This window comes from Methylobacter sp. Wu1 (assembly GCF_036553575.1).
In the GTDB taxonomy this organism is placed as follows: Bacteria; Pseudomonadota; Gammaproteobacteria; order Methylococcales; family Methylomonadaceae; genus Methylobacter.
Window position 1 is genome coordinate 1 of the sequence record NZ_JAZHOC010000053.1, and the last position, 22,718, is coordinate 22,718.

Genomic DNA, 22,718 nt, shown 5'->3' on the forward strand with positions numbered 1-22,718 from the left:
TGAGGTCTTTTACAACCGCGAGCGATTACATTCGGCCAATGGCTATAGGTCGCCCATGGATTATGAATTGCTGCATAAAGCGGCTTAACCGTGTGTCCGGAAAAGTGTTGACACATCATCAAGTAACTTTTCGTCTTGAAGCCGTATATCTTTGTTAGCGTTTATCTCGGCAATCCGGATTTGGTTTCTTCCTGTTACCCTTGCGGTGATATACGCTGCAAGCGCTCCAATGACAGCCCCTAAAAATATATATATTTCCTTTGGCATTGATTTTTCCTGCTAGGTGAGGCTTAACGTGCTGCTAACCGATGTGACGCCAAGAGTGCCGGTTGAGCGGCGGGCTAAATCTCTTAGTCTGTAGCACGGACCAGCCAATCCTTCAGTTGTGCAAGCGCTTGGTTTGGATTAGAAACACAGCCTTCTTCCTCGAATTCCTGCTCAATTGCTAGCCACAAAGCAATGCCGCGAAATTCTATCGACCATCGTGTAAGAAATGGCTTCAATGGCGGTACCAGTGTTTTTAAACGAATCAATCAGCGCAACGAAACTTAACTGCCCCCGCTCGAATTCAGCGGAAGACAAAAAGCGCAGCTTTTTGACGGTCGGCAGGAACGATTTGCTAGCACAACTTCCTGCCTCTTCTAAGTGCCCAAAGAACGATTGCTCCGATAGACGTTGCAACAGTAACAACAACGAATGAAACAATGAAGATGTAATACAGAGTAAGCTGTTCAATGTCTTCAGATTCGGCCGTTCCTGTCAGCTCCGCAATCCATCTCCCCAACTTCTCTGGTAGTTGGGGGAACAAGTCCAGATGGGTGCTCCAGATGTATGCATAGGCATGAGTTGCAACTACCAACCACAAGAGAAGGAGGATGGTCTTTTTCGTGCAACTCATCTGACAACCACCTTTCCATAGGCTGCAATCGTTGAGCCTGGAATCGCTTGTTTCGGCGCTCCTTTGAGAATAGCTCGAATTGTATTGAAATCTGATTGGCGATCAATTGTGATGCAACCTTTGCTAATACCTCTTCCAACTTTTGGGTGCAAACGGAAGTTGCCTCGTTTTACTTCATTGCAGTACGTCTCGTCATCTATCTTCCCGTCGTTTGAATACAGCGCAAACCAATCACCTCGCTGACCAAACATGTCATACAGCCAGCCAAAGATACCCCCTGATTCACGGTCAACAATGTAATAAGTCCCAGGTGGAATGGGACCGAAATTCGCTATGCACACAGCCAGTCGCTTGTTGACATATGGGTCAAGGCCGGAAAATGCATCGAATGGTCACTCCCCGATCTTGAACACACTCATTGGCTGATTATTCAATTCAAAACTGCATTGATACATTCACAATCTCCTTTTGATGCGTAATGACGCTAGCTATAAGTAGCCACCTTATCAGGTGTATATAAAATTGAAATCGCAGGTGTATAACGCCACTCTCGCAATCCGTTAGGCATGATTTTATAGTCGTCACTATATTGATATCAACCTTAATTTATCCAAACTCAAAAAACACCGCCAAAACCTCTTGATTAAGTCTGCGAGCGTATCCGTATTAAGCGCCATCATTCGTACCGAAAAGCAATATGTGCAGTGGATTAAGCGTTTTATTCTGTTTCATGACGTATATCCCTATACGCCACCCTAGTGGGCAGTCTTGCGGTTGTGCAAAACGGCTTTCCTGCCGTTTTGTCACGGTAAACGCCATCCTCAAGAGATGGGAGTAATCGAAGTGGAAGCTTTTCTAACGCATTTGGCGGTAGAAGGAAAAGTGTCGGCTTCAACGGAAAATCAGGCGTTATTCAGTTTGCTGTTTTTATATAAGGAGGCACTGTCAATCGATTTGTCGTGGCTAAATAATGTCGTACGCGCCAAGCAGCCGCAACGTTTGTCGAATGTGTTGACGCGCACGGCATTAGTCTGTTGGATATGTATAGGATTGAGAGGTGCAGTGATGCTTCCGCTCATGCCGCACTTATACGTCTTCGCCGATTCTCATTTTTTACAAAAACATCCAAAGTTCATCATTCGACATGGATTAATGTTCATCCGGAACCCTGCGCATTGTTTTGCGGCGTTGTATGCAGGCTTAAAAAATTCAGCGTCCATACGGCTTGAAAAATTGCCAAGCCGCCTCATATCATCAGCGAATGCCGAATTGAAACGGTTTTTCGACGTGTTATTGGTAAGTTGAATCTACTTGGAGATGATTATGGCTATTACTCGTTATGAACCTTGGAGTTTACTGAATCAATTGCAAAAAGAGCTGGAACGGGCGTATGAAGGAACTGCCGGCGGCGAGGGCTCAATCGCCACGGCCGAGTGGGCGCCTGCGGTCGATATCAAGGAGGAAAGCGATAGGTATGTGTTGCTGGCCGACTTGCCTGGCGTAAAACCGGAAGATATCGATCTGAGCATGGAAGAGGGCGTATTGACCATCAGAGGCGAGAAGAAAACCGAAGCCAAGGCCCAACGCGAAAACTACAAGCGAGTGGAAAGGACCTATGGCTCTTTCTACCGGCGGTTCAGTTTGCCTGATACGGCCAACGCCGAGGGTATTAGCGCCAGATCAAGACATGGGGTGCTTGAAATCGTAATCCCAAAGCGTGAAGCGGTCCAGCCGAAAAAAATTACTGTTGCATCGGAAGATTAGTAAAAAACGGAGCCTTCGGGCTCCGTTTTCTTATGTTGTTGAATGATGTTTAGCATGGATTGTTTTTTATCCTGCTTGTCGCCTGAACAGTTATGTACGCGTAGGTGCGAATTCATTCGCACTGTATGGGCATTTGTCCCGGGTCGAATGAATTCGACCCTACAGCTGAATTTAAATAACCGTCATGCTGGCCTATCCATAAAATTGGCGCTATGAATGTCTGGCTATTTTAAAAGCAATTGATGAAACGGTAGGTAAGCCGGGAGTTTTCTGATATAAATTTGCGGTTGAGTTTATGCTGGAGACGTTCTTGTGATCCGAATTCAAGGAGAGCAACAGCAAAGCCGCAATTTATAAAGATCCCGAAATGGAGAGTTAATATGAAAAAAATGCAGAATCTTAAATTGAGATTCTCTCTTGCCGTGGTGCTGTTGGCGCTATCGGCGACCACAACGGCGGAAACCAAAACAGCGCCGGCGGCCGCCAAGCCGGTGCACGGCGAATACAAAGACTGGCGCTTGCTGTCGGTTTCCCATCGGACCGATAAACAAACCCTGCGCGCTATTTTAGGCAACGATAAAGCGATAGAAGCCGCGGGCAAAGGTCAAACCAAACCTTGGCCTGACGGTACGGTTTTAGCCAAAGTGGTATGGAAGGAACGCACGCATCCTAACTGGCCGCAGGCCATCGTGCCCGGCGAGTTTGCCGCAGCCGAAGCCATGATCAAGGACAGCAAGAAATATGCCGCTACCGGCGGCTGGGGATTTGCGCACTGGGACGGCAACAAACTGGTCATGCATGAGGAAGCCAAGGCCAAGGAATGCTTTGCCTGCCATATGCCCATGAAGGACAACGATTACACTTATACATTTTCTGCACTGCAATAAGCACAGCGGGAAAAGCAGGTTTTGAAAACCTGCTGATCAGCGCGCGGGAAGGCTCTGTTCTTCCCGCGTTCAATTCTTTAAGTTCAGTTGCCGGTCAGCCAATCCTGCGGCTTCAGGTATTGCTCATAAAGCCGCGCCTCGGCACTGCCGGGCTCCGGCTGCCAGTTGTAGCGCCAGTGAGCGACAGGCGGCATGGACATCAGAATCGATTCAGTGCGTCCACCCGATTGCAGGCCGAACAATGTGCCCCTGTCATAGACCAGGTTGAATTCGACATAGCGGCCCCGGCGGTAAAGCTGGAACTCGCGCTCCCGCTCGCCGAAAGGCGTATCCTTGCGTTTCTGCACGATGGGCAGATAGGCCTCGGTATAATGGTTTCCGACGCTTTGCATGAAAGCAAAGCTACGTTCAAAACCCCACTCGTTCAAGTCGTCGAAAAACAGGCCGCCGACGCCGCGCGTTTCATTGCGGTGTTTGAGGAAAAAATACTCGTCGCACCATTTTTTGTAAGCAGGATAGACCTGATCACCGAAAGGCTGGCAGGCGGCGCGCGCCGTCTGATGCCAGTGCATGACATCTTCGTGGAACGGATAAAACGGCGTCAAGTCAAAGCCGCCGCCGAACCACCAGATGGTCGGCTCGCCCTGTTTTTCGGCGATAAAGAAGCGCACGTTGGCATGCGAGGTCGGCATATACGGATTTTTGGGATGGATGACCAGCGACACGCCCATGGCCTGAAACTCGCGGTCGGCCAGTTCGGGGCGCTTGGCCGTGGCAGAAGGCGGCAGATTGAAGCCCGATACATGAGAAAAGTTGACGCCGCCCTGTTCGAATACCTGTCCATCCGCGAGCACGCGCGTTCTGCCGCCGCCACCCTCCGGCCGCTCCCAATTGTCTTCAATAAACCGGGCTTCGGGTTCCTGGCTTTCCAGGGCCGTGCAGATATGGTCCTGCAAGCCGAGCAGGTAGGATTTTACGCGGGCGATATCATCGGTATTCATAGGCTTTAAGTGAGGAATGGTTGAAACAGGCGGGAAATCTATCAGTTTTTGTAGGGAATCGGCAAATAAAAACGGAATCTGTGTCGCCCTTTTTTATGGGATAATTGGCTCATCCTTTGTTACCCCAACAATATCAACCATGACTTTTCCAACTATTGAATCCTTTGTCGGCAATACGCCGTTAGTCAGACTCCAGCGATTACCCGGCGCCACCGGCAATACCATTCTAGTCAAGCTGGAAGGCAACAATCCTGCCGGATCAGTGAAAGACCGGCCGGCGCTCAGCATGATCAAGCATGCCGAGGCCAGGGGCGAAATCAAGCCCGGCGACCGGTTGATCGAAGCGACCAGCGGCAACACCGGCATCGCCCTGGCTATGGCCGCAGCCATCAAGGGCTACAAAATGACCTTGATCATGCCCGACAATATGAGCGAGGAACGCCGGGCATCGATGAAAGCCTATGGCGCCGAGATCATTCTGACGCCGGCGGCCGGCAGCATGGAGGCCGCGATCGATCTGGCGCGGGAAATGGAGGCGGCCGGCAAGGGCAAGATCCTCGACCAGTTTTCCAATCCCGACAATCCCCGCGCGCATTATGAAGGCACCGGCCCTGAAATCTGGCGCGACACGCAGGGCAAAATCACGCATTTCGTCAGTTCCATGGGCACGACCGGTACGATCATGGGCACGGCCAAGTACCTGAAAGAGCAGAATCCAGCTATCCAGATTATCGGCGTGCAACCGGAAGGCGAGTCCAAAATTCCCGGCATCCGGCGCTGGCCCAAGGAATACCTGCCGAAAATTTACCAGGCTGAGCGCGTCGACCGCATTATCGATGTTGATCAGACTTCGGCTGAAAATACCACGCGCGCGCTGGCGGCCGAGGAGGGCATTTTTGCCGGCATTTCATCAGGCGGCGCCGTGTCGGCGGCATTGCGGTTATCGGCCGAAGTCGAAAATGCCGTTATTGTGGTAATCGTCTGCGATCGGGGCGATCGCTACTTGTCGACCGGCGTTTTTCCGGGTTGATTAAGAGGCGCCCTTTTTGCTTTGCTAAAGATGAGGCTCTTTCTGGCGATCGCCTGTTTTTTAATCGCATCGCCAGTCAATGCTTTAGATGCCGCCTCGGCCAATATCAAAACCATTGAAGCGAATGGCTGGCAGTTGCAGGGCGTGCATATCGCTTTGACGGAACTGGCTAAAAATCCGCAGCAACTGGCTTTGACCATTGACAAGTTGATTCTGCCCGAGCCTTTTAACGATTTGAATCTGGCTAATATACACTGCGCTGCTTTTACCTGGGGCAACAAGGCCATGGTCTGCACTAAGGGGCAGGCCGAAATCCGCTCGCAACGCTGGCAGTCGCCGACAGCCGATTTTTCCTTTCGGGTTGCGGAAAACCGCAGCGCCTTCTCGCTTGCCAATCTGTATTGGGCCGGGGGGCGATTTGCTGTGGAAGGCGAAGAGGCCGGTCACCAATGGCGGCTGAAAATCCGCGCCCGCAGGGTCGATGCCGAACTGATGCAGGCATTGATCAGACTGCCGTCGGCTGAATTCAAAGACGGCCGCATCAGTTTTTCAATCGATGCGTCGGGTTCGAATGACGTCGTCCATACTATCGATGCGGCGGTCAATCTGAAAGATTTTTCTGGGCAGAGCACGGATGCACACTTCGCCGCCGAAAAACTGAATCTGACGGCCAGACTGGAGGCGTTTCGCGACGATAACGGATGGCAATGGCAACAACATGCTGAAGCCAGCGGCGGTGCTCTTTATGCCGAACCGCTCTATCTGACGATAGGGGCGCAAACAATTGCACTGGATGCGCAGGGCGACTGGAACGATAAAACCCGGCAAGCTGAGGTCAAATCGGTCAGTTATCATCATCCGGGCGCGGCGGCATTAAAGGGGGGCGCGGTTGTTCGGTATGACGATAAAGTAAGAATCGAAAAAGCCGATATGACACTGGCCAGCGAGGATCTGGCGGGACTGTCGGCAGCCTATCTAAAGTCCCTGTTTGAAGGGACGGCATTGGAAGGCGTATCGCTGGCAGGACGGATGAAGGCCGACTTTTCCGTCGCACAGAATGCGTTGACCCGTTTGACGGCCGGTTTCAGCGATCTGGATGTGAACGACGAATCGGGACGCCTGGCGATGCAGGGCGGCGATGGCATCCTCAACTGGTCCCGCGACGAAGCCTTTCACAAAAAATCCGAATGGGTCTGGCAACGATTGCAGGTACGGGCTTTGCCTGTCGGTCCAGCCCGGCTTTCATTTCTGGCCAAGGCGGGAACTATTGAACTGCTCGAGAAGACTAACCTGCCTTTTTTGGACGGCATTATCGCCGTCAATGCGTTCAAATGGCAGACCAGGCCGCAAGGGGAGCCTGAAGTTTACTTCGAAGGCAATGTCGATAAGGTGTCGCTGGAGCAATTATCGAACGCACTGGACTGGACGCCGTTGTCCGGAACGATCAGCGGCCACATCCCGGGCGTCGATTACCGTGACAAGACGCTGAGCCTCGGAGGCGAGCTGAACATCAAGGCTTTTGACGGGGAAATCAAGGTCACGAATCTGGCATCGTCGGGATTGTTTACCGATTTTCCAAGGTTTCATGCCGAACTGGAAATCAATAATCTGGATCTGGATCAATTGACGCGGCGGTTTGAGTTCGGCGGCATTACCGGGCGATTGTCGGGCTATGTTCAGCAGTTGTACATGGAAAACTGGAAGCCGGTCAGTTTTTACGCCTGGCTGGGGACGCCCGATGACGATGATTCCAAGCGCCGGATCAGCCAGAAGGCGGTCAGGAATATCGCCAGCATCGGCGGCGGAGGCGCGGCCGATATACTGTCCAGAAGTTTTCTGCGTTTTTTTGAAACCTTTATGTACGACAAGATCGGCGTGGGCTGTTACTTGCACGAAGGCGTCTGCCAGATGATGGGCGTGGAGGCGGCGCAGCAGGGTTATTACCTTATTAAAGGCGGCGGTCTGCCGCGAATCGACGTAATCGGCTATAATCCGCGGGTTAACTGGAACGTATTGATGGATCGGTTGGCGCGTATTTCAACCACCGATGAAGTACGTATCGAATAATTTGGAGCAAATCATGAAAAAAGTAGCCGTATTCGGCACATTGTTGTTGACCGCGTGTGTGACGATCAATATTTATTTTCCTGCCGCAGCCGCGGAAAAGGCTGCCGATGAAATCATCAAAGGCATCCAGAAGGAGGAAACGCCGGAAAAGACAGAGCCCAGGTCCAGTCGTCCCGATTGGCAGGTTGCCGTTTTCCGGTCGCTGGATAGCGCCATCAATGTCCTGGTTTCGCCGGCGCAGGCCGAGGAGGCTGATTTAGCCATTGACAGCCCGGAAATCAGACAGGCGCGCTCAGTTATGCAGAGCCGTTTCCCAGCGTTGAAGCGCTTTTATGACGCCGGTTATATCGGCATACAGACGGACGGGTTGTTGACGGTCAGAGATGCCGGCAACGTGCCTCTGCAGGACAGAAACAAAGTCAACAAACTGGTGGCGGCCGAAAATGCCGACCGCGAGCATCTTTACCAGGCCATCGCCAAAGCCAACGGTCATCCCGAATGGGTCGCCCAAATCAAATCAACCTTTGCCACCCGCTGGATCAATAACGCTCAGCGGGGCTGGTGGTATCAATCATCTAACGGAAGTTGGAAGCAGAAGTAAGCATGTCACGTAACAGATCGAGAAAAAAGCAGCTGCCGGAAACGCCGGTCAGAGTCACCATCGAATCGCTGGCGCATGACGGGCGCGGCGTCGCGCATGTGGACGGCAAGGTCGTCTTTATAGATGAGTCTTTGCCGGGCGAGGAGGTCGAGTTCGTCTATACCGAAAGCCGCCGGGATTACGCAGAAGGCAAGGTGGTCAGCCTGCTGAGTCGCGCTGACGACCGCGTTGAGGCGGCGTGCGCGCATTACGGCGTCTGCGGCGGCTGCAGCTTCCAGCATGTCGATTCACAGGCACAGATCCGCATCAAGCAGGATTTGCTGGTCGAGCAGTTCAAACGCATCGGCAAAGTGGAAATTCCTCAATTATGGGAGCCTCTGGAAGGACCGCATTGGGGTTACCGCCGCAAGGCGCGCATGGGCGTCAAATACGTCGCCAAGAAAAACCGCGTGCTGGTGGGCTTCAGGGAAAGGCGGCATCCGTATCTGGCCGAGATCGACAGCTGCATTGTCATGCATCCGGTCGTCGGCAAACGGCTGACAGCACTGGGCGAGATGATCGCCGGCTTGACGGTCAAGGATAAAATCCCGCAGATCGAAGTAGCGATCGGCGACGATGACTGCGTGCTGGCTATCCGTGTGCTGGAGCCGCCGACCGAGGCCGACAAGGAGCGCCTGCGCGCGTTCGGACGCGAGCACCGCATGAGCATCTGCCTGCAGCCGAAAGGCCCCGACACGATCGAGCCGCTGGATGGCGAGCCGGAAGTCATACCGACTTATGCGCTGCCGGATCAGTCCGTGGAATTCAAATTCAGGCCGGCCATGTTCACGCAGGTCAATTACGAGATCAACCGGAAAATGATCAACCGCGTGCTGGACACGCTGGATCTCAATGAAAACGATAACGTGCTGGACCTGTTTTGCGGCCTCGGCAATTTTACGCTGCCGATGGCGAGAAAAGCCGGTCATGTTGTTGGTATCGAGGGCGATCTGCCGCTGGTCAGGCACGCCCGGGAGAACGCGCGCCATAATGGTATCGAGAATGTGGAATTTTATGCCGCCGATTTAAGCAAGGACATCAGCGATCAGCCCTGGGCCAACCGCAAATACAACAAGATCATGCTGGACCCGTCCAGGGCCGGCGCTTCGGAAGTGCTGCCGCATTTCAAGAAATGGAGCCCCGAGCAGATCGTCTATGTGTCCTGCAATCCGTCGACGCTGGCCCGCGATGCGGGGATTCTGGTCAATGAGCTGGGCTACAAGCTGATCAAGGCCGGTGTCATGGATATGTTTCCGCAGACCGGTCATGTGGAATCGATCGCTTTGTTTGAGAGAAAATAGTGTTTACAGGAAGGGGCGGCCGGAATGGTGCCGCCCGCAGAATTCAGCTATGTATCCAGTTTCATGGTTTTTCAGCGCCTGTGATTTCCGCACACAACAGTTAGAAAAGCTATGACGACCTATAACAAGACGCCTTCCATCAGCCATATCGCCTTTGCCAGCTTTATCGGCACGGCAATTGAATTCTACGATTTTTATATCTATGCGACGGCTTCGGCGCTGGTGATCGGGCGCGTGTTTTTTCCGCAGAGCGAGCCGGCGGTCCAGGCATTGAGCGCCTTTCTGACCTTTGGCATTGCCTTTATCGCCCGGCCCTTGGGAGCGGTGCTGTTCGGCCATTTCGGTGACCGGATCGGGCGCAAGGCGACGTTGGCGGCTTCACTGTTGGTAATGGGGTTGTCTACGCTCCTGATCGGCTGCTTGCCCGGCTATGACACGCTGGGCGCATGGGCGCCGATTGCGCTTTGCCTGCTGCGCTTCGGGCAAGGTCTGGGCCTGGGCGGCGAATGGGGCGGGGCGGTGCTGCTGGCCACGGAATACGCGCCAGCCGGTCGCCGAGCCTGGTACGGTATGTTTCCGCAGTTAGGGCCGTCCGTAGGGTTTCTGCTGGCGACACTGAGTTTCTGGCTGCTGGCGGTCGGTTTGAGCGATGCCGACTTCCAGGCTTGGGGCTGGCGTCTGCCTTTTCTGGCCAGCGGCTTACTGGTTGCGGTGGGCTTGTATGTGCGTATGAAGCTTGCCGAGACACCCGAGTTTTCGGCGCTGCTGGAGCGGGAGCCGCCTCTGAAAATGCCGCTGGCGGTTTTGCTGCGGCAGCATCTGCGCGCCGTGTTGCTGGGGGCTCTGGCGATGGTAGTCTGCTACACGTTGTTTTATACCGCGACGGTATTTTGCCTGAGTTACGGGACGAACACACTGTCGATTCCACGGCAGCAGTTTTTAGGCATGCTGTGTGTGGCAATCGTATTTATGGCGCTTGCGACGCCCTTGTCAGCCTGGGCCAGCGACAGGTTTGGCCGCAGTCCCGTGCTGCTGATCAGCGGCTTTATCGCCGTTCTGGCGGGCTTTACGCTTGCGCCGATGCTGAGCAGTGGATCAATGCTGCAAATCACGCTGTTTTTGTCATTGTCGCTATTCCTGATGGGCGCGACCTTTGCGCCGATGGGCGCTTTGCTGCCTGAATTGTTTCCGGTCGCCGTGCGCTATACAGGCGCAGGCGCGGCTTATAACCTTGGTGGCATTTTGGGCGCGTCGTGCGCGCCGTATATTTCGCAGTTGCTGGTCAATCAGGGCGGTTTGGCCTGGGTGGGCGGCTATGTTTCGGCCGCTGCGGCAATCAGCTTCTTGGCAGTATGGCGCATCGGTGAGACCAGGGCGCAATCAATGAACGAATGCTACGACTTAAGGTAAAAATCCAAACGCGTCTATGAAAACCGATTTATTTCTGGATATTTCAATTAGCCAACAGCAGCTGAGCATTATGGATAACGGACAGATCCTGCGAAGCTATGCCGTATCCACCGCCAAAAATGGTGCAGGTGAACGCCGAGGCAGTGAATGCACGCCGACCGGTTGGCATAAAATCAGGGCGAAAATCGGAACCGGTCAGCCGCTGCATGCAGTTTTTGCCGGCAGGCGGCCGACCGGCGAAATCTACAGTGCGGAGCTGGGCAGGCAGTATCCGCAGCGGGACTGGATATTGACCAGGATTTTATGGCTGGGCGGACTGGAGCCGGGAAAAAATCGCTACGGCGAAGTCGATACGGCCTGGCGGTATATTTACATCCACGGTTGTCCCGATGAATTAATGAACGGCAAGCCTGAATCGCATGGCTGTATCCGCATGAAAAATGCCGATGTGCTGGACTTGTTTGATCGGGTGGCGGCCGGGATGCCTGTTTATATTCATTAATGGTAAGAGAGTCGTTTAATGTTGTTTTGTAGTGGGCTGATTGAGCGCAGGGATCTAAGATGACGCGTATCGTTTTAGGCGTGGAATACGATGGCAGCGGCTTTTCAGGATGGCAGTGGCAGCCTGAAAAGCGCAGTATTCAGCAAACGCTGGAGCAGGCTTTGTCGAAAGTCGCGGATCAGCCTGTTACCGTGACCTGTGCGGGCAGAACTGACGCTGGTGTGCATGCTTTTGAACAAGTCGCGCATTTTGATGTCGATGCAGAAAGAGAATTGCACGCCTGGATGCTGGGTGGCAACAGCAATTTGCCCGATGACGTCAAAATTACCTGGGTAAAAGCGGCTGTAGGTGATTTCCATGCCCGATACAGCGCGATTGCGCGTTTTTATCGCTATATCATACTGAATCGTCCGGCTAAACCGGCCTTGCAGCATGGTCGGGTCACCTGGTGTTACAACCCGCTGGATGCCGGCAAGATGCATCAGGCGGCGCAATATCTGATCGGCAATCATGATTTTTCCTCGTTCAGGGCGCAGGGCTGCCAATCAAAAAGCCCGTGGCGTATCATGCATTTTATTGACGTCTATCGGCATGAAGATCAAGTGATCATGGATATTTCCGCCAATGCCTTTTTGCACCACATGGTCAGGAATATCGCCGGCGTATTGATGGCTATAGGCATGGGCAAGCAGCCTGTAGACTGGACCCGGGAGCTGCTTGAGGTGAAAAATCGTAAATTGGGCGGCATAACAGCGCCTCCCGACGGGCTTTATTTGGGCGGGGTCTATTACCCTGAGCAGTATGGCATTGCCAAACAGCCTGTGTTTGATAAATTGCCGGCTGATGCCAAGCGCTTTGACTAATTTGATGATCAGATTAAGGTTTTTTGTCTAATTTGCAATTATTAACATTTCGGGTTAGTGTCTTTCTCTACTATATATAAATTACAAGTATGATCAATGTGAGTAACTTTTTATCTTTCCAGATTCATGGTGGCGGTGACCATGGCGGCGGCGTTGCGAGCAGCGTAGCCAGTTTTCTTAATTTTATCGAAGGGCTTTTAAGCAAAGAGCCGGCTGATCTTTTTCCAGCCCTCATGCCCGGCTTAGCGAGTTTGGATAATATTCATCCGCTGTTGGTGCATTTTCCTATTGCATTTTTATCGGCATTTTTTGCTCTGGATTTAGTTGGCACGCTGGCAAAAAAAACGCAATGGCGCATTGCTGCCAGTTGGCTTCTTTATTTCGGGACTGTCGCTACTGTGTTTACCGTGATTTCCGGCTTTATGGCCGCTGATTCCGTAGCGCATGGGGATAATGTACATGATCTTATGGAGCGTCTTGAACAAATTGGGATTGTTGTGCTGATCATTGCTGTGTTGCTTTCGATCTGGCGCATTGCAAGCGGAGGTTTGATTCAAGGGGCGGCAAACGGTTTTTTTCTGACGTCGACTGTGCTGCTTTGTGGCTTGATGGTTTGGGGCTCCGATTTGGGCGGATTGATGGTTTATAAATACGGCATAGGCGTTCAAGCGGTCAAACAGCCGGAGGATGGACATGTGCATTCTCATCAGAATGCGGAGGATGAACATGACCGACAGAATGTAGAGCATGATCATGCAGCCGCTCATGAACATGCAGAGGGCGACCATGCACACGATCACGAGTATGTAGCGGATGAAGAACATGCGCACGACCAAGAGCCTGCGGTGGACGACCATACGCATGACCATGCATCTGACGGTCATACACACAGCCACACCCATGCATCCGATGGTCATACGCATACTCACACGCATCCATCCGGTAATCATACGCACACTCACGCGCATTGAGCCCAAACGAGCTTTAATAATCGCGAGGCTGACTTGTGTCAGCCTTTTTTATTGGGCTCGCGATTGTTTAATAACGAATTTTTTATATATTGCAGACGCCACCAGCGCGGTTTTATGTTATTCTAGTCGGCTGGTTTTTGAATAAATTCTCATATCACTTTATGCGAACTCGCGTTAAAATTTGCGGCTTTACCCGTGTTGAGGATGCCGTGTGTGCCGCTCAGTTGGGTGTGGATGCGATTGGTCTGGTTTTTTATCCGCCCAGTCCAAGAAATGTTGATATCGAGCAGGCAGTTAAAATCGTTAGTGCCTTGCCGACATTTGTCTCCGTCGTGGCTTTGTTTGTCGATGAGCAGGAAGCTCGGATACGTGAGGTCCTGGAACGGGTGCCGGTTGATTGTATCCAGTTTCATGGCGATGAGCCGGCCGAGGACTGCCGGATCTATGGTAAACGTTATATGAAAGCGGTTAGTATGCGGCAGGATGTCGATATCCCGGCTCTGGCGCAGCACTATCACGATGCGGCGGGATTGCTGCTGGATGCCTGGCATCCGGATGCCAAAGGCGGGACAGGCAGTCAGTTTGACTGGGAATTGATTCCAAGGCAGTGCGCTTTGCCGATTATATTGGCGGGCGGCTTGGCGGCGGAGAATGCAAAGCAGGCTGTACAGGCAGTAAGGCCGTATGCGCTCGATGTCAGCAGTGGCGTGGAGGCGGAGAAAGGGATTAAGGATGCGCTGAAAATGGCGGCATTTTTAAGAGCAGTTAATGAGGGTGACAAAAGTTAATAACATGACAAAAAAATATAATATGCCCGATGAGCGGGGACATTTTGGCCCTTACGGCGGAATGTTTGTAGCAGAGACCTTGATACCACCTATTCAGGAATTGAATGAAGCCTATCAGCGGTATTTAACAGACCCGGATTTTATCGCCGAACTGGATGCCGATCTGAAATATTATGTCGGCCGTCCTTCGCCTTTGTACCATGCCGAGCGCTGGAGCCGTGAACTGGGCGGCGCGCAGATCTATTTGAAACGCGAAGACCTCAATCATACCGGCGCGCATAAGGTCAACAATACGATCGGCCAGGCATTGCTGGCCAAACGCATGGGCAAGACGCGCATCATCGCCGAGACCGGCGCCGGTCAGCATGGCGTCGCGACAGCTACGGTTGCGGCAAGGCTGGGGCTCGAGTGCGTGGTTTACATGGGCGCTGTCGACGTGGCGCGCCAGGCGTTGAACGTTTACCGCATGAAGCTTCTGGGCGCCAAGGTCGTCGCGGTCGAGTCCGGCTCAAAAACCCTGAAAGATGCGCTGAATGAGGCGCTTAGAGACTGGGTCACCAATGTCGACAATACTTTTTATATCATCGGCACCGCAGCAGGCCCCCATCCTTACCCGGCTATGGTCCGGGATTTCCAGGCCATTATCGGCCGTGAAGCCAAACAGCAATGCCAGGAGATGACCGGACGCCTGCCCGATGCGCTGGTTGCCTGCGTAGGCGGCGGTTCCAATGCCATCGGTCTGTTCTATCCGTTTATCGACGATGCTTCGGTCAAAATGTACGGCGTTGAGGCGGCCGGCGACGGCATCGCAACAGGCCGCCATTCCGCGCCGCTATGTGCAGGCCGCCCAGGCGTGCTGCACGGCAACCGCACGTATCTGATGGAAGATGACGACGGCGAAATCATCGAAACACATTCGATTTCGGCAGGTCTGGACTATCCGGGCGTAGGTCCAGAGCACGCCTGGCTCAAGGATATCGGTCGGGCGCAATACGTCAATATTACCGATAATGAAGCTTTGGAAGGGTTCCATGCCCTGACCCGCATGGAAGGCATTATTCCGGCGCTGGAGTCCAGTCATGCCATGGCCTATACCATGAAGCTGGCCCCGACCATGAAAAAGGACGAAATCATCATTGTGAGTCTGTCCGGTCGCGGCGATAAAGACATGCATACGATGGCACAACGCGAGGGCATAGTACTGTGAGCCGATTAGCCGCTAAATTTGAAGAACTTTCCAAAGCGGGCCGCAAGGCTCTGATTCCGTTTATTACGGCCGGCGATCCGCATCCTGATTTTACCGTGCCCATGATGCATGCGATGGTCAAGGCCGGCGCCGATGTCATCGAGCTGGGCGTGCCGTTTTCCGATCCGATGGCCGATGGTCCTGTGATTCAGCGGGCCAGTGAGCGCGCGCTGGAGCACAAAATGAGCTTGCGCAAGACGCTGGCGCTGGCTAAGGAATTCAGAAAAACTGATACAACTACGCCTTTGGTGTTAATGGGCTATTTAAACCCAATCGAAGCCATGGGCTATGAGAATTTCGCCAATGCTGCGCAAGAGGCCCAGATTGACGGCGTGTTGACCGTTGATTTGCCGCCGGAAGAAGGCGAAGAATGCACGGGATTGCTCAAGGCGCGCAGCATCGACCCGATTTTCCTGCTCGCCCCTAACAGCAGCGAAGAACGCGTCAGAAAGATGGATAAGCTGGGCAGCGGGTACCTTTACTACGTTTCCTTGAAAGGCGTTACGGGCGCAGGCCATTTGAATACAGCCGATGTTGAAAACAAACTGAAGCAGATCAGGGCGAATACCCGCTTGCCGGTCGGCATCGGTTTCGGCGTCAAGGATGCCGAAACAGCGAAAACTATCGCAGGGATAGGTAACGGCGTGGTCATCGGCAGCACGCTGATCAGCAAAATTGAAGCAAATCTGCAGGACCCTGAACGGGCCAAACAGGAAATTGTTGAATTATTGTCGGCCATGCGCCAGGCGATGGATAGTTAAGGCATAGTATAAAATACAGTTACATCCGGTTGCCTGCTTATAACCGGATGTTATGGTTTACCACGAGCCGGTTTACCATTGTAAGCATATGATGAAGCGCTACGGAGCGTAAAGTAATGAGTTGGTTTAAGAAATTAGTTCCTTCGACAATCAGAACAGATGGATCGAACAAAAGAAATTCCGTGCCGGAAGGCTTGTGGAACAAGTGCCCCAGTTGCAATGCGATTCTTTACAATGTTGAGCTGGAGAAAAATTTCAGTGTCTGTCCGAAATGCGAGCATCATCTGCGCATTTCGGCCAGAGCGCGACTGAATATGTTCCTGGATGAGGAAGGGCGTGAAGAGATCGGCAAGAACGTGAAACCTACCGATCCCCTAAAGTTCAAAGACAGCAAGAAATATAAGGACCGGATCGCGCAAGCGCAAAAACAGACCAGGGAAAGCGATGCGCTGGTGGTCATGAAAGGCAAGCTGAAAGGCAAGGATATCGTTGTTGCCGCTTTCGACTTTAATTTCATGGGCGGATCGATGGGCTCCGTAGTGGGTGAACGGTTTGTCCGAGGCGTCAACACGAGTCTTGCGCTGGGCGCACCTTTTGTAGTTTTTACCGCCAGTGGCGGCGCCCGCATGCAGGAATCATTGTTTTCATTGTTCCAGATGGCAAAAACAAGCGCCGCATTAACCAAGTTGTCTGAAGCCGGCATTCCCTATATTTCCTTTATGACTGATCCCACCATGGGCGGTGTATCGGCCAGTTTGGCCATGCTGGGCGATATTAACATAGCCGAGCCCAAGGCGCTGATAGGTTTCGCAGGGCCTCGCGTCATCGAGCAGACTGTCCGTGAAAAATTGCCCGAAGGTTTCCAGCGCAGTGAGTTTTTACAGGAGCACGGCGCCATCGATATGATCGTCGACAGACGTGAGATGCGCGATAAGATTGCCAGCATTTTATCGATGCTGATAGCAAGCAGGGCTGAGGCGGAAATGGAGGTGTCGGCGGTTGAGCCGGTGGCGCCAGTGGTAGATGTGTTTATCCAGGTTGAGCCGGAAGCAGCCATTGCCGAAGTTGAAGCGTTTGCCGATAGCCATCAAACCGAGCTGGGCGCGTAATTCCCTTATGCCTATCGGTATTCAGGCATTGTCGGTTAATGATGCATTTTGATTCGCTCCAGGGGTGGCTGACCTGGCAAGAAAGCTTACATCCGCTGACAATAGACTTGGGGTTGGAACGGGCTGCGCAGGTTTTTCGCGCGCTTAATCCCGATGGCGTCAAGCCGCCGACTATTACAGTCGCCGGCACTAACGGCAAAGGCTCGTGCATCGCTTATCTTGAAGCCATTTACAGAGCACAGGGATATCGCGTCGGTGCTTATACTTCGCCGCACATTCTGAAGTATAACGAAAGAATCAAGATAGACGGCAAACCAGTATCGGATGAGTTGATTTGTGAGGCCTTTTCCCGAATTGAATCGGTTCGCGGAGATATTTCATTAAGTTATTTTGAGTTCGGCACTTTAGCGGCGCTGGATATATTCCGGCGTTCCAATCTGGATATTCAATTGCTTGAAGTCGGTCTTGGCGGGCGCCTGGATGCGGTCAATATTGTCAATCCCGATGTGGCGCTGATAACAAGCATCTGCATAGATCATATCGATTGGCTCGGCGAAACCCGCGAAGCTATCGGCAGGGAAAAAGCCGGCATTTTCCGCGCCGTTACGCCCGCCATAGTCGGTGATCCCGAACCGCCGGCCTCTTTAATGGAGGTGGCTGCCGACAAGCAGGCGCGGCTCTATTGCCTGGGCAAGGATTTCGGTTATAAAAAACAGGCAAACGGATGGGACTGGTTTGCAGGCGGCCGGCAACTGAACCGGTTACCCGAGCCAGGCTTAAAAGGCGAGCATCAGTTTCGTAATGCGTCATCGGTTATTTTGGCAATAGCCGAAATGGCTGAAACCTTGCCTGTCAGCGAAGCGTCAATCCGGCAGGGATTGGAGAAAGTCCAGTTGGCTGGGCGCTTCCAGTTGATCAATGATGAAATTCCCGTGCTGCTGGATGTCGGACACAATCCTCAGGCAGTAAGAACGCTGGTTGATTATGTGACAGAGGCGTTCCCCGGCAGGCGCATACATGCTGTTTTTTCCATGATGAAGGATAAAGACATCGCCGGTGTGATTGAAATCATGCATCCGGTGGTCTTTGACTGGTTTTTTGCGCCCTTGGCCAATCCACGGGCGGCTATGGAACCGCTGATGCGCGAGATTTTTGCGCAAAGCTCGGCGTCCAATGTATTTTTTGGTTTTAATGGTTTTTCCGATGCATTCGCTGCTGCAAAAAACCGGTCACAGGAAAGCGATCTGCTGCTGGTTTTCGGGTCGTTCTTTCTGGTATCTGATTGCCTGGCTGAATTTGAAAAAAGGTGAGTTGATAAAATGGATCAAGAGTTAAAACAACGATTAATCGGTGCGGTAGTTGTAACGGCGCTGGCTGCCATTTTTATTCCTATGCTGTTTGATGATCCTGTCGATAATAGCGGCCAAGTCGTCAGCGAATTGATTATTCCCGAGGCGCCGATTGTCGAAGATAATGTGGATAGGCTGCCCGCCAATGCCGCGCAGGTTCTGGATGCGGAGAAGGGCGAGCCTGTAGGCGCTTATCCTGACAAGCCGCTTAATGAAGCGGAAATTGCCCAGGCTGAACTGAGTCAGGAAGAGTTGAATTACCCTGGTCCTGCCGATACTGAAGGTGCGCAGGATGTGGAAATAGTTGAAGATGTCGCGCAAGTCATCGAGGAAGAGCCTGTCGTAGCGCAGCCGCAAATCATGCCCGAAAAAATTCGCTCCGAAAAGCCGTCTGATGTTAAAGCGCAGGCCGTGGCTAAAAAGCCTGTGAGAGAGCCAAAGGCGGTTGCTGCAAAGCCAGTATCGGAAGAACCTGTCTATGAGAAGCCGGTAGAAGCCAAGAAACCTGCTGAACAGCAAAAAACTGCGCCGGCGAAATCAGGCGCCGGCTTGTCACGCTGGTACATACGCGCGGGTAGTTTCAGTCGTGAGGAAAACGCCACGGCATTGTGGTCTGAACTGCGCAAGCAAGGCTTTCCGGTATCTCTGGAAACGGCTCAGGTCAACGGGAAAACCTTATACCGTCTCAAAGTGGGTCCTGAGCTGGATCAAAAACGCGCTATAGCCATGCAGGAAAAATTGAATAAGCAAAATAAGATCAAATCCATTCTGGTCTCGGAGTGAGACTGATTGAAGCGCGGCATTTGATAAATCGGGCAAGCACATGATCTGGGTAGACTTTGTCATTATTGGCCTCGTTTTTATCTATTTAGTCATAGGTCTGGTGCGCGGTTTTGGCAGGGAAACATTTTCATTGGTGTTCTGGATTCTGGCTATCTGGGTGGGCTTGAATTTCAGTCGTGAGTTTTCGCGTTTCCTGGAGCCGGCCGTCAGCTATCCATTAGCCCGAATTGCCGCATCGTTTGCATGCCTATTGGTGATCACACTGGTTCTCGGTGGTCTAATTAGTTTTTTATTGGGAGAAGAATTGATTAATCAGGCGGCATTGACCTTTAGCGATCGATTCCTCGGTATGATTTTTGGCTGTGTCCGAGGGGTGGTTGTTGTCGAGATCATGATCATGCTGGCAGGGTTAACAGCGTTGCCGGAAGATCCCTGGTGGAAAGAATCTCGGTTTATTCCGCCTTTTCAGTCACTCGCGCTTTGGCTGCGGGACCATAACCCGTCAGGCATGGCGGGTTTCATTAATTATCGCTAAATTTTGTAAGGATCAGGTTAAAAAAGAATGTGTGGTATTGCTGCAATCGTTTCACATCAAACTGTTAATCAGGAGCTATATGACGCTTTAACAGTTTTGCAACATCGAGGCCAGGATGCCGCAGGAATCGTCACTTGCGAGAAGGGGCGGCTGCATTTGCGCAAAGAGAATGGGCTGGCGCGGGATGTTTTTAACAATGACCAGATGATGAAGCTGAGGGGCAATATGGGCATTGCTCATGTGCGTTATCCTACAGCCGGCTGCACCAGCTCCGCTGAAGCGCAGCCTTTCTATGTGAATTCTCCATTCGGTTTGACGCTGGCGCACAACGGCAATCTGACTAATACCGAAGAGTTGAAAAAAGCCTTGTTTGTCGAAGACCAGCGCCATATCAATACCGATTCCGACTCCGAGGTCCTGCTGAACGTTTTTGCCCATGAGCTACAGACGCTGGGCAAATTGCAATTAACCGTGGATGATGTGTTTGCGGCCGTATCGGGCGTACACCGGCGCTGCCGCGGCGCTTATGCGGTTGTCATTATGATCGCCGGATTCGGGGTGCTGGGGTTCAGGGACCCGCATGGCATCCGGCCGGTAGTGTTCGGCGAAAGACAATCCGACCAGGGGCCGGAATTTATGATCGCTTCGGAAAGCGTGGCGCTGGATGTGCTCGGTTTTGATCTGATCAGGGATCTTGAGCCCGGTGAAGCCGTATTTATCGAGGAGTCGGGTGTGTTGCATACCAAGCAGTGCGCTGATAAGATCGATCACTGCCCCTGCATTTTCGAGTATGTCTATTTCGCCCGCCCCGATTCCATCATTGATGACATTTCCGTGTATAAAGCCCGTTTGCGTATGGGTGAGAAACTGGCTGCGAAAGTACTGCGCGAATGGCCGGATCACGATATCGATGTCGTCATTCCGATTCCCGATACCAGTCGCACGGCCGCTTTGCAGATGGCCAATGTGCTCGGCGTCAAGTTCCGCGAAGGCTTCATGAAGAACCGCTATATCGGCCGGACTTTTATCATGCCCGGCCAGAAGATGCGGAAAAAATCAGTCAGGCAAAAGTTAAACGCCATCAGTCTGGAATTTGAAGGCAAGAATGTCTTGCTGGTCGATGATTCTGTCGTCAGGGGCACGACCTCCGAGCAGATTATCCAGATGGCCCGCGATGCCGGCGCCAGAAAAGTTTATTTTGCCTCTGCGGCGCCGCCTGTCCGTTATCCGAATGTCTACGGCATCGATATGCCGGCCGCTCACGAGCTGATCGCGCACAATCGCACCGAAGATGAGGTCTGCGCAGCGATCGGGGCCGACCGTATGATTTATCAGGATCTGGAGGATTTGATCGATGCCGTCCGCAAGGGGAATCCGGACATCAAGCATTTCGACACCTCATGTTTCAGCAATGAATACATTACCGGCGATATCGATGAGGCCTATCTGGAGCGTATTGAAGCAATGCGCAACGATAGTGCGCAGGCAGAAAGGAATTCGCACAATTTCATCATCGAAATGCAGAACTGCGGTTAAGGTACGGAACTCTCATTACTAGAGCTCTCTTTTTCTTCTTTATAAAAAACTAAAAACGATGAAAGACATTGACTGGAACGACTATTCTCTGGAAACCCAGGCCATAAGAGCGGGGCATAAGCGGACTTCTGAAGATGAGCATAGTATGCCGATTTTTGCCACGTCCAGTTATGTCTTTGACAGCGCCGAAGAAGCGGCTTTGCGTTTCACAGGCCAGAAAGCCGGCAATATCTATTCACGCTTCACCAATCCGACCGTCAGTGCCTTTCAGGAACGACTTGCATTGATGGAGAAAGGCGAGCGCTGCCTGGCTTTCGCATCGGGTATGGCGGCCATCATGGCGGTCGGCATGGGTTTGCTGAAAGCCGGCGATCATGTGGTTTGTTCGCGCAGCGTCTTCGGCAATACCGTGTTGATGTTCCAGAATTATTTCGGCAAGTTCGGCGTCGAGACCGATTTTGTCGAACTGACCGATCTGTCGGCCTGGGAATCGGCCATCAAGCCGAATACGCGCTTCCTGTTTCTGGAAACGCCATCCAATCCGCTGATCGAAATCGCCGATATCGAGCGCATCGCTGCAATCGCGCACAACCATGGCTGTTTGCTGGTTGTCGATAATGTATTCTGTACGCCCGTGCTGCAAAAACCGCTGACATTGGGCGCCGATATTGTCGTGCACTCGGCCACCAAATACATAGACGGACAGGGGCGTTGCGTCGGTGGCGCCGTCGTGGCCAGCGAGGAATTGATCGAAAAGCATATTTATCCGTACTTGCGCACAGGCGGCTCGACCATGAGCCCGTTCAATGCCTGGGTGTTTTTATCGGGCCTGGAAACGCTGGCGGTCAGAATGAAAGCGCATTGCGACAGCGCTTTCGAACTGGCCAAGTGGCTGGAACAGCAGCCGGCCGTCGCCAAAGTTCATTATCCCGGACTGGCATCCCACGCCCAGCATGAATTGGCCAAGCGCCAGCAGGCGCACTTCGGGGCCGTGGTCAGCTTTGAGCTGAACGGCGGCAAGGACCAAGCCTGGCGGTTGATCGATTCCACTCAAATGCTGTCGATTACCGCCAATCTGGGCGATGTCAAAACCACCATAACCCATCCTGCCTCGACCACTCACGGACGATTGACGCCGGAAGTCCGCGCCGCGGCCGGTATCAAGGATGGGCTGGTCAGAGTGTCCGTGGGTCTCGAAAATATTGATGATATTAAAAACGACCTGTCAAGAGGACTAAAAGGCTAGGCAAGAAGGGCCATATTCAGCTATATGGCCG

Annotated in this window: 22 protein-coding genes; 20 read left to right on the forward strand and 2 right to left on the reverse strand. The window is 52.6% G+C overall.

Annotated elements, in window-relative coordinates:
- Positions 1 to 84 precede the first annotated feature (84 nt).
- Entirely contained in the window at positions 85 to 267 is a 183-nt protein-coding gene (locus V2P20_RS09635; RefSeq protein ID WP_331817993.1) for a hypothetical protein, read from the reverse strand.
- A gap of 1,474 nt (positions 268 to 1,741) precedes the next feature.
- Between V2P20_RS09635 and V2P20_RS09640 the strand changes: the two genes are divergently transcribed.
- The 3 genes from V2P20_RS09640 to V2P20_RS09650 all read left to right on the forward strand — a co-directional run bounded on the left by V2P20_RS09640 (position 1,742) and on the right by V2P20_RS09650 (position 3,549).
- Entirely contained in the window at positions 1,742 to 2,203 is a 462-nt protein-coding gene (locus tag V2P20_RS09640; protein WP_331817994.1) for a phage integrase N-terminal SAM-like domain-containing protein, read from the forward strand.
- Positions 2,204 to 2,221: 18 nt separating this feature from the next.
- Positions 2,222 to 2,662, forward strand: a complete 441-nt coding sequence (locus V2P20_RS09645) for an Hsp20/alpha crystallin family protein (RefSeq protein WP_268117940.1) — start codon at positions 2,222 to 2,224, stop codon at positions 2,660 to 2,662.
- A gap of 380 nt (positions 2,663 to 3,042) precedes the next feature.
- A complete protein-coding gene (locus V2P20_RS09650; protein ID WP_194969097.1) occupies positions 3,043 to 3,549 on the forward strand; it encodes a cytochrome P460 family protein in 507 nt (168 codons plus the stop codon).
- A gap of 83 nt (positions 3,550 to 3,632) precedes the next feature.
- Here the strand turns inward: V2P20_RS09650 and hemF are convergent, their stop codons facing one another.
- Entirely contained in the window at positions 3,633 to 4,550 is a 918-nt protein-coding gene (gene hemF / locus V2P20_RS09655) for an oxygen-dependent coproporphyrinogen oxidase (RefSeq protein WP_331817995.1), read from the reverse strand.
- 139 nt (positions 4,551 to 4,689) lie between these two features.
- Between hemF and cysM the strand changes: the two genes are divergently transcribed.
- The 17 genes from cysM (at position 4,690) to V2P20_RS09740 (ending at position 22,687) form a co-directional block, all read left to right on the forward strand.
- Positions 4,690 to 5,580: a cysteine synthase CysM gene (gene cysM, locus V2P20_RS09660; protein ID WP_331817996.1), complete on the forward strand. Its 891-nt coding sequence runs from the start codon at positions 4,690 to 4,692 to the stop codon at positions 5,578 to 5,580.
- Between the two features lie 30 nt (positions 5,581 to 5,610).
- Positions 5,611 to 7,647 (forward strand): C4-dicarboxylate ABC transporter, encoded by a 2,037-nt coding sequence (locus V2P20_RS09665; protein WP_331817997.1) that lies wholly within the window; start codon positions 5,611 to 5,613, stop codon positions 7,645 to 7,647.
- Between the two features lie 13 nt (positions 7,648 to 7,660).
- Positions 7,661 to 8,248: a YdbL family protein gene (locus V2P20_RS09670; protein ID WP_331817998.1), complete on the forward strand. Its 588-nt coding sequence runs from the start codon at positions 7,661 to 7,663 to the stop codon at positions 8,246 to 8,248.
- A gap of 2 nt (positions 8,249 to 8,250) precedes the next feature.
- Positions 8,251 to 9,588, forward strand: coding sequence for a 23S rRNA (uracil(1939)-C(5))-methyltransferase RlmD (gene rlmD / locus V2P20_RS09675; RefSeq protein ID WP_331817999.1), 1,338 nt, complete (start codon positions 8,251 to 8,253; stop codon positions 9,586 to 9,588).
- A 111-nt stretch (positions 9,589 to 9,699) separates the two neighbouring features.
- The gene (locus V2P20_RS09680) at positions 9,700 to 10,998 is read left to right on the forward strand and encodes an MFS transporter (RefSeq protein WP_331818000.1); all 1,299 of its coding nucleotides are present in this window, start codon (positions 9,700 to 9,702) and stop codon (positions 10,996 to 10,998) included.
- A gap of 16 nt (positions 10,999 to 11,014) precedes the next feature.
- The gene (locus V2P20_RS09685) at positions 11,015 to 11,500 is read left to right on the forward strand and encodes a L,D-transpeptidase (RefSeq protein ID WP_331818001.1); all 486 of its coding nucleotides are present in this window, start codon (positions 11,015 to 11,017) and stop codon (positions 11,498 to 11,500) included.
- A gap of 59 nt (positions 11,501 to 11,559) precedes the next feature.
- Positions 11,560 to 12,363 (forward strand): tRNA pseudouridine(38-40) synthase TruA, encoded by an 804-nt coding sequence (gene truA, locus V2P20_RS09690; RefSeq protein ID WP_331818002.1) that lies wholly within the window; start codon positions 11,560 to 11,562, stop codon positions 12,361 to 12,363.
- Between the two features lie 89 nt (positions 12,364 to 12,452).
- A complete protein-coding gene (locus tag V2P20_RS09695) occupies positions 12,453 to 13,334 on the forward strand; it encodes a DUF2231 domain-containing protein (RefSeq protein WP_331818003.1) in 882 nt (293 codons plus the stop codon).
- 161 nt (positions 13,335 to 13,495) lie between these two features.
- Positions 13,496 to 14,122 carry a phosphoribosylanthranilate isomerase gene (locus tag V2P20_RS09700; protein WP_331818004.1) on the forward strand — a complete coding sequence of 209 codons (627 nt, stop codon included), beginning with the start codon at positions 13,496 to 13,498 and terminating at the stop codon, positions 14,120 to 14,122.
- 4 nt (positions 14,123 to 14,126) lie between these two features.
- On the forward strand, positions 14,127 to 15,329 hold the full coding sequence (gene trpB / locus V2P20_RS09705; protein ID WP_331818005.1) for a tryptophan synthase subunit beta: 1,203 nt from the start codon (positions 14,127 to 14,129) through the stop codon (positions 15,327 to 15,329).
- Positions 15,326 to 16,129 carry a tryptophan synthase subunit alpha gene (gene trpA / locus V2P20_RS09710; protein WP_331818006.1) on the forward strand — a complete coding sequence of 268 codons (804 nt, stop codon included), beginning with the start codon at positions 15,326 to 15,328 and terminating at the stop codon, positions 16,127 to 16,129. Before trpB ends, trpA begins: the two co-directional genes overlap by 4 nt.
- A 116-nt stretch (positions 16,130 to 16,245) precedes the next feature.
- Positions 16,246 to 17,238, forward strand: a complete 993-nt coding sequence (gene accD / locus V2P20_RS09715; protein ID WP_331818007.1) for an acetyl-CoA carboxylase, carboxyltransferase subunit beta — start codon at positions 16,246 to 16,248, stop codon at positions 17,236 to 17,238.
- Positions 17,239 to 17,276: 38 nt separating this feature from the next.
- A complete protein-coding gene (folC, locus tag V2P20_RS09720; RefSeq protein ID WP_331818008.1) occupies positions 17,277 to 18,548 on the forward strand; it encodes a bifunctional tetrahydrofolate synthase/dihydrofolate synthase in 1,272 nt (423 codons plus the stop codon).
- A gap of 9 nt (positions 18,549 to 18,557) precedes the next feature.
- On the forward strand, positions 18,558 to 19,370 hold the full coding sequence (locus tag V2P20_RS09725) for an SPOR domain-containing protein (RefSeq protein ID WP_331818009.1): 813 nt from the start codon (positions 18,558 to 18,560) through the stop codon (positions 19,368 to 19,370).
- Positions 19,371 to 19,410: 40 nt separating this feature from the next.
- Entirely contained in the window at positions 19,411 to 19,905 is a 495-nt protein-coding gene (locus V2P20_RS09730) for a CvpA family protein (protein WP_331818010.1), read from the forward strand.
- A 27-nt stretch (positions 19,906 to 19,932) separates the two neighbouring features.
- Complete coding sequence (gene purF / locus V2P20_RS09735; RefSeq protein WP_331818011.1) at positions 19,933 to 21,441, forward strand: amidophosphoribosyltransferase; 1,509 nt, start codon at positions 19,933 to 19,935, stop codon at positions 21,439 to 21,441.
- Positions 21,442 to 21,499: 58 nt separating this feature from the next.
- Entirely contained in the window at positions 21,500 to 22,687 is a 1,188-nt protein-coding gene (locus V2P20_RS09740; RefSeq protein ID WP_331818012.1) for an O-succinylhomoserine sulfhydrylase, read from the forward strand.
- Positions 22,688 to 22,718: the final 31 nt, after the last annotated feature.

Coding starts and splice junctions, on each gene's coding strand:
- V2P20_RS09635 (WP_331817993.1), bottom strand. CDS start 267: ATGCCAAAGGAAATATATATATTTTTAGGGGCTGTCATTGGAGCGCTT.
- V2P20_RS09645 (WP_268117940.1), top strand. CDS start 2,222: ATGGCTATTACTCGTTATGAACCTTGGAGTTTACTGAATCAATTGCAA.
- V2P20_RS09650 (WP_194969097.1), top strand. CDS start 3,043: ATGAAAAAAATGCAGAATCTTAAATTGAGATTCTCTCTTGCCGTGGTG.
- hemF (WP_331817995.1), bottom strand. CDS start 4,550: ATGAATACCGATGATATCGCCCGCGTAAAATCCTACCTGCTCGGCTTG.
- cysM (WP_331817996.1), top strand. CDS start 4,690: ATGACTTTTCCAACTATTGAATCCTTTGTCGGCAATACGCCGTTAGTC.
- V2P20_RS09665 (WP_331817997.1), top strand. CDS start 5,611: ATGAGGCTCTTTCTGGCGATCGCCTGTTTTTTAATCGCATCGCCAGTC.
- V2P20_RS09670 (WP_331817998.1), top strand. CDS start 7,661: ATGAAAAAAGTAGCCGTATTCGGCACATTGTTGTTGACCGCGTGTGTG.
- rlmD (WP_331817999.1), top strand. CDS start 8,251: ATGTCACGTAACAGATCGAGAAAAAAGCAGCTGCCGGAAACGCCGGTC.
- V2P20_RS09680 (WP_331818000.1), top strand. CDS start 9,700: ATGACGACCTATAACAAGACGCCTTCCATCAGCCATATCGCCTTTGCC.
- V2P20_RS09685 (WP_331818001.1), top strand. CDS start 11,015: ATGAAAACCGATTTATTTCTGGATATTTCAATTAGCCAACAGCAGCTG.
- truA (WP_331818002.1), top strand. CDS start 11,560: ATGACGCGTATCGTTTTAGGCGTGGAATACGATGGCAGCGGCTTTTCA.
- V2P20_RS09695 (WP_331818003.1), top strand. CDS start 12,453: ATGATCAATGTGAGTAACTTTTTATCTTTCCAGATTCATGGTGGCGGT.
- V2P20_RS09700 (WP_331818004.1), top strand. CDS start 13,496: ATGCGAACTCGCGTTAAAATTTGCGGCTTTACCCGTGTTGAGGATGCC.
- trpB (WP_331818005.1), top strand. CDS start 14,127: ATGACAAAAAAATATAATATGCCCGATGAGCGGGGACATTTTGGCCCT.
- accD (WP_331818007.1), top strand. CDS start 16,246: ATGAGTTGGTTTAAGAAATTAGTTCCTTCGACAATCAGAACAGATGGA.
- folC (WP_331818008.1), top strand. CDS start 17,277: ATGATGCATTTTGATTCGCTCCAGGGGTGGCTGACCTGGCAAGAAAGC.
- V2P20_RS09725 (WP_331818009.1), top strand. CDS start 18,558: ATGGATCAAGAGTTAAAACAACGATTAATCGGTGCGGTAGTTGTAACG.
- V2P20_RS09730 (WP_331818010.1), top strand. CDS start 19,411: ATGATCTGGGTAGACTTTGTCATTATTGGCCTCGTTTTTATCTATTTA.
- purF (WP_331818011.1), top strand. CDS start 19,933: ATGTGTGGTATTGCTGCAATCGTTTCACATCAAACTGTTAATCAGGAG.
- V2P20_RS09740 (WP_331818012.1), top strand. CDS start 21,500: ATGAAAGACATTGACTGGAACGACTATTCTCTGGAAACCCAGGCCATA.